We start from the raw sequence: 10698 nt of genomic DNA, 5'->3' as shown, positions 1-10698 counted from the left end.
AAAATTTTTCTTTGATATATTCCTCTACTAAATTTTCTAAACTAAATCCATTCTCATTAAATTTAACTTCTATATTCCAACCATCAATTTGATTTATCATCTGTTTATCTTTTTTATCTGTTTTCATTTCTGTATTTATATTATGTTCATCACACATAATACCTTCTCCTTATCTTCAATATTTTTAAGTTTTTTGACATTAACAGGCGTGTAGGTCACGACATTGGAATTTCACCACCGCCCCTTTTCAAGATGAGCCGGCAACAACTGTAGAAGTATCATTATCCCCATTTGCTTCAATGCATCAGTTTCCTAGGCTGAATATATAATTTCTTTTTGTCGCTCGTTTTCTTTTATCCTTCTTTTAACTAGAGTATTTATTTAAACCGAAATCCTTATCAGCAGAAAAGTCATGGCGAAGAAATTATAAAGCTCCACAAATGGTTAATGTCCTGTCTTGGTCTATTCAGTTGTCAAGGTTCAAATTTCTATTAATTTCTTTTTTTATATAAAAGAGAACAAAATTCCCCTTCACTTTATAAAGGAAAATTTGCCCTCTTTGGTAACCAGAATTTATAGTTCTTCTATAAATTTCTTTAGTTTTTCTAAAATTTTATCTCGTCTTTTTATTAAAGCAGGATGTGATATATTTTGAGTCTTTGCTACTGCACGAAGTGTTTCATCATTGAAATATAATCTTTCAATTATTTCCCGTTCCTCTTCATTTAACTTTGACATAGCATTTCTAAGTGCTTCAATCATCATTTGTGTTGCGACAACTTTTTCAACATCAACATTTTTATCTTCTAGATTATTTTCAAAATTCCCATCGTGATTTAGGGACGAAAAAAAGAGCAAGTGATTTTTCTTGTCCACCTGCTCTAAATATTTTTCATGTTCTCTTTCTTGCCAGTAGACTTTGTATATCTGCTTGCTAACTTTGATTTTTTGTCCACCGACATAAAGATAATATTCTTTTGTCATATATGGTTCCTCCATTCTTTTTTGTCTTTATGTTTTCAGACAAAAAAAGGAGGACTCCTGCTCTTGGGCATGGTTAGTCCTCTAGAATGAAAAAAACTCTTTCTAATAGTAATTATATTTAATTTTTTAGCTGAGTTATCTAACTTGTAAACAGATAAGTTAAAAAAAAGGTACGTTTATTTTAATTATGTTTTTTTGCATATTTTACCTCCATTCTTTTAAATCAATCCACTCATTATTCATTACTTGAATTTTTCAAACCAATTTTATCCATCCTATTTAGTTCTTCAAACATCATTACTACACCAGCTATTATCATAATTAAATCTACAAGGGGTTCAGCAAACCATACTGCTTTTACTCCAAATATCATTGGCAAAATAATCATGGCAGGCACAAATAAAAATAACTGTCTTAGCATTACTATTATGCCAGCTTTTTTAGCGCTTCCTATTGATTGGAAGAATGTTATAGTCATCACCATTACTCCATATAGGATAAAGATAGAATAAAATAGTCTAAAGTTCCCTATCCCTTGAGTTATAATACTTTCTTCTACTCCAAATAAGGAAAGTATATTCTTTGAAAATGCTAACGCTGGTATCCAAAATATTAATGCAAGAACTAACCCTCCGATAGAAAATATTTTCATAGCTTCTTTTACTCTATCGTATTTTTTAGCTCCAAAATTTGTACCAACTACAGGTTGTAAACCTTGACTCATTCCCCAAAGTGGAATAAATGAAAAGGCATATATTCTAAGTGTTGCTGCCATCAAGATTCCATTTGGATCACCGCCGTACTTGAACGCCATTTTATATAGTATTGTTTGATGAATCATCAATAAAATTTGCATCATCATAGCAGATGAACCTACGCCAAACATTTCTTTTTTTATTTCCTGATCAGATTGGATTTTATTTATTTTTACTGCTTTACTTTTATATTTAAAGTAAAGGAGTGTTATAATTGCTTGAACCAATTGTGCTGTAATAGTTGCAAGTGCAGCACCTTCTATTGCGTATTTTCCCATTAATTTCATTAGAATAGAATCAAGAATTATGTTTAAAAAAGCCCCTAGCCCCATAATGACCTGAACCCATAAACACGGAATATTTTAATAATATTTTAAGCGGAATGTAATCTGTACATAACAGGAGACATTCCGTTTAATTTTGTTTTAATTCTATCTTCATTGTACCATTTAATATATTTTTCAATCCTACTTATCAAATGGTCATAACTTTTAAACTCTTCTCCATAAAACATTTCTTGTTTTAATATCCCAAAGAAGTTCTCCATTGGGGAATTGTCTAGACAATTGCCTTTTCTTGACATACTTTGTCTAATGTTCATTTTTTCTAACTTATTGGTCCATGAACTGTGTTGATAGTGAAAGCCTTGGTCTGAGTGTAATGTTAAGTTATGCTTGTTTTTTGTATTACGTAAAGCCTTATCTATCATTGTATTTGTTAATTCTATTGTCGGGTGATAACTTAGGGTATAGCTTACTATTTCACTGTTGTAAACATCTAATACTGGTGATAGGTATAATTTTTTTTCTTGACCTTTAATTCTAAATTCTGTTACATCTGTTAGCCATAATTGATTTGGCTTAGTAGCTTTAAATTGTATTTTTACAATGTTATCTGCTACTTTACCTATTTGTCCCTTGTATGATGAGTATTTTCTTGATCTATTTTTAAATTTAGTACATAGCAATGATTCTTCTCTCATTATCCTTAAAACTCTTTTATGGTTAACATTAAAGCCTTTGTTTTTTAATACCATAGTTACTCTTCTATAGCCATATCTACCTTTTGACCCTTCTATTATGGTTATTATTTCTTTTCTGATTTCTTTATCTTTATCTATTGGTTGTTCTAATTTCATCTTCCATTCATAGTATGATGGTTTTGCTAATTTAGCTATGCTTAGCCATTCACTTATTTTGCTTTTAGGGTATTCTTTTTGTAACTTGAGGATTATCTTTGTTTTTTCCTTGCTTCTGCTTCCTCTTCCAGGAGCAAGGCTTGTAGCTTTTTTTCGTAGATTATTTTCATTTTTAGAAGTCTATTTTCTTCTCTTAATCTTATTAATTCTTCTCTTTCACTTTCGTTTATTGGAGTATTAATTTTAGACTTTTTATTTGATTTGGTCATGTCTTTTTTAGGCCTTCCTCTGTTATCTTCTAGCCCAGATAGGCCACGTTCACGGTAAGCTTTTTCCCATCTATATACCATAGAACCATTAACAAGATTGAAGTGCTCTGCGGTCTCTCTAAGCGAAGTATTATTGATTTGCCTATATTGTATTACAGATAGCTTAAATTCACTAGTGTAATTATTATTTTTTGGTTTTTTAGATAAACTATCAAACCCTCTAGATTTATATTTGTTTATCCATTCCCTTAAGTTATCTTTGGGAATGTCATATTTTTTAGCTATTGCTTTGTATCCACCTGATTTACCTGATAAGTATTCTAGCACTAATTTTATTTTAAATTCTTTTGTGTATTTTGGCATACAAAAACCCCTCCATCCGTATTCCGGATTTTGGGGTTCAGGTCATAATTAGCATGGCTTTTTTCATTAATCCTTCTCCACGCATAACCATGTTTGCTGATTGAGTAAAGTTTACAAATAAAGAACCAATGAAAATCACTCGTAAATATCTGATACCATATTCTTTAATTTCTCCACTTGCTCCAACCATATCTAAAAGATGATTTAAAAGATATGTTTTTTCAATCTAAAAATTCAATCGTTAATCCAATAAGTAGAATCGCTAAAGATATTTTGACTTGCAAACTTGAAAATATTGAAGCTAAAATTTTCTTTGAGGAAAAGGTAAAAGAGTGGTTTTATATAACTGTTGATGCTAGTGAATATTCGAAAAAGTATAGGCCTCTTTCAACCGAAGATGAAAAACTTATTGAAAATGTAGAAAGATATATTAGCGATCATTATTCTATCAACATACCTCAATCACTTCTAGAAAAAATCGCTTGTATGAGTGGAACAAAGTTAAAAGAAAGTTTTAAGAAAAAAAACAACTTGAGTATTACAGAATTCACCCAAAGAAAAAGAATGAATGTAGCTGAACAACTTTTGTTAAATACAGATCTTGAAATTAGATATATTGCAAAAACAGTAGGCTATACTTCGCCTAGCCGATTTAGTAAACTTTATAAAAGGTTCAAAGGAGTTTATCCACGAGAAGTGAAAAGTATAGTTAATATGGCTAAATAAGATTAATTATAATAGAGGACTACGGTATTTTAATAAATCGAGTCCTCTATGTAGCGGTTTTTTCATCATTTTAAATTTTTCAATCAGAATAACAAACACCCTAATATCCGTTCTAAATTTCTCTAATATAGATAATAGCCTCATCATGTAAAGTATCCTTTAAAAATGTTTGTTTTAAAGTTAATCTCCTCCATCTTTATACTAAATATAGTTCTAAACTCAATTTATAAAAAAACAAAAAAATATTATTTATTAATTGCTTAGTTAATTATTTGAAATAAACTCATTAATTTTATTCATTAAATCTATATTTAAACCACCAGTAATATTTTTTGTAGGATTATGATCGCTATTTTTGAGTAAGATGTATTCAACATTTTTGTTAGTAATCTTTTCCTTTTTTTCATAAATTGAATTACTAATCTTTACAACCATATCATCAATAGATTGAATTATTAAAACAGGTTTATTGAAATTATTAATACTTTTAATTGACTTATTAAAAGATAGCTTACCAAATTTAAGAAATTCAATGATTTTTATGGTAATTTCTATAGGCCAAGTGAAAAATATATGAAAGTTACTTGCTATACTCTTTCTTACAAATTCGGATGGATAATCAAATCCTGAGATGACTACACTATTGTCTATAAAGTTCTTCTTAAACTTTAATGAAGTTGCTACTGCAAATCCACCCATACTATGACCTATTAAAGATACTTTATTGAATTTTTCATTCTTTTCAATATACTCAATAGCTAATAAGGAATCCTCTAAAAACTGAGTAAATCCACCAATTAATTTGCCTGTGCTTTTCCCAGTTCCTTTGATGTCATAACAGAATACAGTATATCCATTTTCTATCCAGAAAAATATCTCTGATTTAAAATCTAAATATGATTCCTCATATCCACATACTAATATTATTAAATGGTTGTTTTCATTAATATTCTTTGGGCTCTTTGGGTAAAAAAATATCCCAAATCTAAAAAAAGAATCATTTTTTTTATCGGCGTTATCAAAAAATACTGATTTTTGATTGACCTCAGAAAAAAGTCCCCCACTATTTACATAGTCTATTCTTTTATTAAATATTTTTCTATGCATTATGCTAATTACTAGAAAAAACATAGCAAAATACATAGTAATAAAAATAACGAAACCATAAATTAAATAACCCATATTTTTTCTCCAAATCTCTTAAATACAATATAATTTCATAATATCTGACATCAAAGACGGATGTTAGATATTTTAATATACCCATTACGCAAAAAAACTTTTATTATCTCATAAGCATCAAACATTTCCCAAACTTCGCCTATCCCATGTTTTAAATTTTTATTATGTTTCAACAAATTTATAACTTCTGTTATAACAACAGCTGTAAGCTTATTCCAGTCCAGTTTTGATTCTAAAGTTATTCTTTTTTTATAATTTAACCCATTTGAAAAAATACAATAGTAATTAGTAAATGACGAATTATAGCCTACACTTTCTTCTTCAAATAAGCCTATTAATTCAGAAATATAATTCCTATAGATTTTCTCATCCTTTTCAATAATGCTTTTTGCTTCAATTAGTTTTAAAATGATTTTTTCACTTTTAAATGTATTATAAAAATATGCTGTTTTTATATCAGTGCTATTAATACATTTGAAAAAGCTTTGGTTAATTACTGGTATACAAATAACATCTCCAGATAAATGATTCAGCTTCCTTTTTATTTCCCAAGTTTCCATTTTCTCAATACTATTACCTCTTACAAAAGAACGGAACGAACTTTTATATTCATTTGAAATATCTAATAACTCCTCTATTGCTGATTTCGACATACTTCCACTACCAGAAAAAATGATTTCCAATTTATGAGGACTATATTCTGTATCAATGTACTTAATGAAAACCTCTGTTAATCCAGGATTGCATCCCGCTGAATAAATTATACAATTATTTTGTTTTGTTTTAGGTAATTCTACAGTTTCACTTAGATCAAAAAATGATGGATCCACATAATTTACATTGTTTTCCATGCAAACATTAATAATGTTTGCATTTTTTATACCAGTGCAATTTATTACAACTTGACATTTAGAAATAAAATCATTTAGTTTATCTTTATTTTCAATATCAAAAATCTTGTGATGTATATTGTTTTTCTTAATAATATTTCTTTCGTTTCTAGTTGCTGCATAAATATAATTATCTTCAGTTTTAGAAATTTCTTCTAGAACAATTGAACCAATATTCCCACTGCATCCTAAAATACCTACTTTATACATTCTTTTTAACCTCTATATATCTGTTTTTATCCCAATCTTTTATTTGTTAATTACTTGAATACATTATTCATATTTACAAATTTTATATATTTTTACCTATTATTCTTTTAAATTTCTAGTGCAATTATTTGCTTATTTTCCTGTCATTACAATTCCATATATACTAAATACTTTACAGTGCTTAATATATTCTCCTATTACATTTTAAAATTCATAAACTCTATCACAAGTAGCATTTATAAACTCTCTGTCATGAGATACTATAAAAATATAGTAGCTATTTTTACTTAATTTTTTAAGTTCCTTAGATACTACTTTCATTCCTTCGTAATCTAGTCCTGATGTTGGTTCATCAAAAATAAATATTTGTTTATCTGATAACACTGCATTTCCAATTACTAACCTTTGTTTTTGTCCTCCTGAAAGTACCATAGGATGCAGCTCTTTAAATTCAATTAATCCTAATTCCTTTAAAACTTCTTCAATCTGACTATCACTACAATTATTTCCTAAATGACATTCTTCAACTAGATTATTTGTAAACAATTGATAATTTACATCTTGCATAACCATCGCTGATAGTTTCTGCCTTTCTTTATTATTTAGCACCTTCCCATTTAGTGAGATTTGACCTTCTGATTGTTTGTGCAGGCCTGCAATACATCTAATTAGAGTAGTTTTCCCTACACCGTTTTTCCCTATAATTCCTAATATTTCTCCTTCATTTACTCCTAGATTTAAGTTCTCAAATACTTTTTTTTCACCATAATTACAAGATAAATTTTCAATCTTTAAAGAATTGTTTGATGTGTTTTGCTTAGTTTCAGTTTTTAAAGTTGGTTCTTCTAAGCTTCTAAGGCCCATTGATATTCTTTTTTTGTCATCTAACTTAAAAAAATCATTTCCAGAAAAAGATTGTTTAATAACTCCTTTATCTACATATAATACTCTATCTACTAAATCCTTTAAAAAATACAATCTATGTTCACAAATAATTATAGTATGTCCTGCTTCTTTTAACTTCTCTATGATTTCTCTGATTTTTAGAATTGTTGTCTTGTCAATATTTGCAGTAGGCTCGTCCAGAACATAAACTTTAGGATTCATAGCATAAATAGATGCAAAGGCAATAATCTGCTTTTCTCCACCTGACATTAAGAACATATTTTTGTTTGTCAAATTTTGTATATTCAATTCATCTACAGCTTTTTTATAACTTTTTATAATTTCCTCAGATTCCATTCCACTATTTTCCAAACCAAAAACGATTTCTGCATCTGAATTTGTATGAAAAAATTGTGCTTTGGGATTTTGAAAAACTGTTCCAATTAGTCTGGATAATTCATACATTTCAAATTGATTGGTGTTTTTATCATCAATATAAACCTCCCCCTTCATACGTCCGTTTTCAAAAAAACGTGGGATTAAATTGTTTATAATTCTGCCTATTGTTGTTTTTCCACATCCACTTCTTCCACATAACAAAATACATTCACCATCTTGTATCTTAAGATTTAGATTTTTTACTATCTGTTCCTCTTCTGAATAAGAATAAGAAACATCTTTTAATTCAATCATATCTTTACCTCCTCTTAATATCTAAAATAAACCAAAGCATAGAAAGCAAAAGATATGACACATACAAGCAAATCTCTTCTTTTAAAATGTAATTCAATTATTGAATTTCTTTTTACAGGATTGTCTATACCTCTTACCGTTGCAGCTTGTGATAATTCCTCTATATTTAATGTAGCTCTCATAATAGTGGTAATAATTAATCCATTTAATTTATCTATGGTCGACATCTTTTTTAACTTCATAGTATCACGTGTTTTAGCATAGTCCTCTTTCAAGGCTGGAAAATATCTAAGCGTTATTGATAAGCCTGTTATAATACTTTCTGGAAAATGCATTTTTCTAAGGGCACTAATCAACTCATATAAACTTGTTGTTTTAACAAAAGTATAACCAAATAATGCTACTGATAACATTTTTAAAACATACATTAGCAAAATAGCAAAAGACACAGCAATTAAACTTGGTAACTTTGGTAAAACAAAAAACTCTATCCCATAAAACAGCAAGTATGCAATAACAAATTTTATTGATATCTTGTAAAATCCATTGTATACAGCATATATACAACTCCAAAGCAATAAAAGAAACAATGCAGAAGTTTTTGATACGTTAAATATTGTAAAGTTCAAAATAAAGAGCAGGAAAATCCCTGCTCTTGGGTCTAAATTTAATTTATCTTTATTCATTTTACATAATACCCGCTTTTTTAAAATATTTTTTCATTATCCTCCTTGCAAACAAAGAACCTAGTACTGCACATATTAGAGTCAAAACAAAGACTCCTATCAGTACCACAGGTGAAGTAAATGTTTCTAAGGTATTTATATAGTCCTGTGACATCCCCACCTCTGCTATATGTGCAAAAAATGATTCTTTAAATAACCAAATAGGTAGTGGAGAACCTATCATACCAATAGAAAAAAAGGCAAATGACAAAGTGTTTCCTAAAAAACTCTTATAATTAGTAACTTTTCTTATAATTTCTGCAAGTATACAACCTATTACAAAAGTTGTAAGAATAACTGTTGTAAATTGACCAGTCGCATAGTAAATCAAAACAGTAATAGTACCCATTATTAAAATAGCCCCTGGCTTTTTAACTTTATTACATATCATCATATATGGTATTCCTGTAAAAAGTGCAATTAATGCAGACATTAATATCCACATAACTGGTATCATTCCTGCCACCATAAAGGCAAAATTGATTACAAAATATATGGCTGTATAGATTCCTATTGTTATTAAATCTTTTCCCTTCAACTTATTATCCATTTCTCTTCTCCTCCTATATCATTGATTTTAAAAGTATACTATCTATTTCTTCTTCGCAATAGCCTAAATTCACTTTAATCTCATTGCTTTTAAGTATCCCAAAACATATCTCCTTCCACTTTTTAATTATTTGATCATAAGCAATATCATGGTCAATCATATATTTTTCATTTAATATGACTTCTACCTCTCCAATATACGGAGATAGATTTACATTAAAACTTTTTAATGTCTTTTCATGAACGTTAAATGTTTTAAAAATAAAATCATGATCGAACCTCCTCTCTTGATATATAATTTTCGCATATGTTTTTAATCTTTTTTCATGTTCTTTTTGCAATCCAATATAATCTGAAATGCAATTGTTTACATGTTTTAACATAATTTCATTTGTAATCCCAAATTACTCCTTCACAATTCTTTTTAATTCTATTTTATCTAGCGTCATACCATCAGGATCTACATGAGCTGGTACATCAATATGAGTGCCATATTGACCAAGGAAAGTATATTCATGTGCTTTTACTGGATACTCATTAAAATCCAATATTATTTTTTTTAGGGGTTTAAACCCTTTCCATCTATGGCTATTTTCATCAAAACTGTGAGTTAAATCAACCCATTCTAATTTTTTTAGTTCTTCTATTAATTTATTTATCATTTTTACTAATACTTCCATTTTAGCATTTATTAAACTTTATAATAGTAAACCTATAATCATCAATATATTGTTAGTAAGTTAATTTTTAATAATTATTTGTTTATTTGACCACTGGTTTAAACACCATTTCACAAAACCTTAATTCTTTATCCAATCCAATTATCCCTATCTCCTTTATACATGTTTTATCTCCTTTCTCAATTATAATTCCATTATCATTTTTCGTAATCGTATTCATTTCTTGATAGTCCTTATATGATGCATCTATACGTACGTACCCTAATCTATATGATCCATTTATATGATTCACACATAATAGTTTTTGATTTGGCTCATATCTAGAAACAATAAAAGGTAATCTAATATTTTGAAATACAAAAAAACTAAAATACGCTTGTTGCTCTTTATAGTTCTTTCTACTCCAATGCATTGTCTTTTTAGAAACTTTAAACCCTTTGTTCTTAACTTCTTGCTTTGTTTTTTCAATATTAACAAGTGTTTTCCATTTTCCATGTTCAATTGATGTATTCTTCAAATCGAAATCTTCCAATGCAAAATCGCACCATGAGTTTTTCGCCTTATACCAATACCACCATTTTTTTTGCTGGGTATCTACCATATAAAAACAATAAACCTAATCCTCCCGGTAAATATCTTTTCTTAATGG

Annotated in this window: 11 protein-coding genes and 3 pseudogenes; 1 reads left to right on the top strand and 13 read right to left on the bottom strand. The window is 28.4% G+C overall.

Translation table 11 applies throughout. The features are described 5' to 3' along the window. Positions 1–573: 573 nt before the first annotated feature. The 5 genes and pseudogenes from HMPREF0072_RS10215 to HMPREF0072_RS11430 form a co-directional block, all read right to left on the bottom strand. Positions 574–984 (bottom strand): sigma factor-like helix-turn-helix DNA-binding protein, encoded by a 411-nt coding sequence (locus HMPREF0072_RS10215; protein WP_039931464.1) that lies wholly within the window; start codon positions 982–984, stop codon positions 574–576. A 235-nt stretch (positions 985–1219) separates the two neighbouring features. Continuing rightward, a pseudogene (locus HMPREF0072_RS10210) lies at positions 1220–2077 on the bottom strand (MATE family efflux transporter); the annotation flags it as partial. 35 nt (positions 2078–2112) lie between these two features. Continuing rightward, positions 2113–2991: pseudogene (locus HMPREF0072_RS10205) on the bottom strand (IS3 family transposase); the annotation flags it as partial. Next, entirely contained in the window at positions 2970–3509 is a 540-nt protein-coding gene (locus HMPREF0072_RS10200; protein ID WP_004830242.1) for a helix-turn-helix domain-containing protein, read from the bottom strand. The gene HMPREF0072_RS10200 and the pseudogene HMPREF0072_RS10205, both read right to left, overlap by 22 nt. Positions 3510–3552: 43 nt before the next feature. Then, positions 3553–3720, bottom strand: a pseudogene (locus tag HMPREF0072_RS11430) (MATE family efflux transporter); the annotation flags it as partial. Positions 3721–3722: 2 nt separating this feature from the next. On the opposite strand from HMPREF0072_RS11430, the gene HMPREF0072_RS10195 reads away from it, so the two are divergent. After that, entirely contained in the window at positions 3723–4235 is a 513-nt protein-coding gene (locus HMPREF0072_RS10195; RefSeq protein ID WP_155811910.1) for a helix-turn-helix domain-containing protein, read from the top strand. Between the two features lie 264 nt (positions 4236–4499). Here the strand turns inward: HMPREF0072_RS10195 and HMPREF0072_RS10190 are convergent, their stop codons facing one another. The 8 genes from HMPREF0072_RS10190 to HMPREF0072_RS10155 all read right to left on the bottom strand — a co-directional run bounded on the left by HMPREF0072_RS10190 (position 4500) and on the right by HMPREF0072_RS10155 (position 10650). After that, complete coding sequence (locus HMPREF0072_RS10190) at positions 4500–5417, bottom strand: alpha/beta hydrolase family protein (protein WP_004830235.1); 918 nt, start codon at positions 5415–5417, stop codon at positions 4500–4502. 50 nt (positions 5418–5467) lie between these two features. Beyond that, a complete protein-coding gene (locus tag HMPREF0072_RS10185) occupies positions 5468–6517 on the bottom strand; it encodes a saccharopine dehydrogenase NADP-binding domain-containing protein (protein ID WP_004830233.1) in 1050 nt (349 codons plus the stop codon). A gap of 204 nt (positions 6518–6721) precedes the next feature. Beyond that, positions 6722–8095: an ABC transporter ATP-binding protein gene (locus HMPREF0072_RS10180; protein WP_004830232.1), complete on the bottom strand. Its 1374-nt coding sequence runs from the start codon at positions 8093–8095 to the stop codon at positions 6722–6724. 14 nt (positions 8096–8109) lie between these two features. Further along, positions 8110–8781, bottom strand: coding sequence for an energy-coupling factor transporter transmembrane component T (locus HMPREF0072_RS10175; protein ID WP_004830229.1), 672 nt, complete (start codon positions 8779–8781; stop codon positions 8110–8112). A gap of 1 nt (position 8782) precedes the next feature. After that, entirely contained in the window at positions 8783–9370 is a 588-nt protein-coding gene (locus HMPREF0072_RS10170) for an MptD family putative ECF transporter S component (RefSeq protein WP_004830226.1), read from the bottom strand. A 13-nt stretch (positions 9371–9383) separates the two neighbouring features. Next, positions 9384–9752: a hypothetical protein gene (locus HMPREF0072_RS10165; RefSeq protein WP_004830224.1), complete on the bottom strand. Its 369-nt coding sequence runs from the start codon at positions 9750–9752 to the stop codon at positions 9384–9386. A gap of 21 nt (positions 9753–9773) precedes the next feature. Continuing rightward, positions 9774–10031 carry a cyclase family protein gene (locus tag HMPREF0072_RS10160; protein ID WP_039931463.1) on the bottom strand — a complete coding sequence of 86 codons (258 nt, stop codon included), beginning with the start codon at positions 10029–10031 and terminating at the stop codon, positions 9774–9776. A gap of 100 nt (positions 10032–10131) precedes the next feature. Beyond that, complete coding sequence (locus HMPREF0072_RS10155) at positions 10132–10650, bottom strand: hypothetical protein (RefSeq protein ID WP_004830221.1); 519 nt, start codon at positions 10648–10650, stop codon at positions 10132–10134. Positions 10651–10698 lie beyond the last annotated feature (48 nt).

This window comes from Anaerococcus lactolyticus ATCC 51172, assembly GCF_000156575.1.
Classification (GTDB): domain Bacteria; phylum Bacillota; class Clostridia; order Tissierellales; family Peptoniphilaceae; genus Anaerococcus; species Anaerococcus lactolyticus.
The sequence above is the reverse complement of the archived record's forward strand: the minus strand, read 5'-3'. Positions and strand labels throughout refer to the sequence as shown.

Bases quoted from the DNA above. Each gene is read 5' to 3' on its own strand.
- HMPREF0072_RS10180 (WP_004830232.1), bottom strand. From the start codon at position 8,095: ATGATTGAATTAAAAGATGTTTCTTATTCTTATTCAGAAGAGGAACAG.
- HMPREF0072_RS10190 (WP_004830235.1), bottom strand. From the start codon at position 5,417: ATGGGTTATTTAATTTATGGTTTCGTTATTTTTATTACTATGTATTTT.
- HMPREF0072_RS10185 (WP_004830233.1), bottom strand. From the start codon at position 6,517: ATGTATAAAGTAGGTATTTTAGGATGCAGTGGGAATATTGGTTCAATT.
- HMPREF0072_RS10155 (WP_004830221.1), bottom strand. From the start codon at position 10,650: ATGGTAGATACCCAGCAAAAAAAATGGTGGTATTGGTATAAGGCGAAA.
- HMPREF0072_RS10215 (WP_039931464.1), bottom strand. From the start codon at position 984: ATGACAAAAGAATATTATCTTTATGTCGGTGGACAAAAAATCAAAGTT.
- HMPREF0072_RS10160 (WP_039931463.1), bottom strand. From the start codon at position 10,031: ATGATAAATAAATTAATAGAAGAACTAAAAAAATTAGAATGGGTTGAT.
- HMPREF0072_RS10165 (WP_004830224.1), bottom strand. From the start codon at position 9,752: ATGTTAAAACATGTAAACAATTGCATTTCAGATTATATTGGATTGCAA.
- HMPREF0072_RS10175 (WP_004830229.1), bottom strand. From the start codon at position 8,781: ATGAATAAAGATAAATTAAATTTAGACCCAAGAGCAGGGATTTTCCTG.
- HMPREF0072_RS10195 (WP_155811910.1), top strand. From the start codon at position 3,723: ATGTTTTTTCAATCTAAAAATTCAATCGTTAATCCAATAAGTAGAATC.
- HMPREF0072_RS10170 (WP_004830226.1), bottom strand. From the start codon at position 9,370: ATGGATAATAAGTTGAAGGGAAAAGATTTAATAACAATAGGAATCTAT.
- HMPREF0072_RS10200 (WP_004830242.1), bottom strand. From the start codon at position 3,509: ATGCCAAAATACACAAAAGAATTTAAAATAAAATTAGTGCTAGAATAC.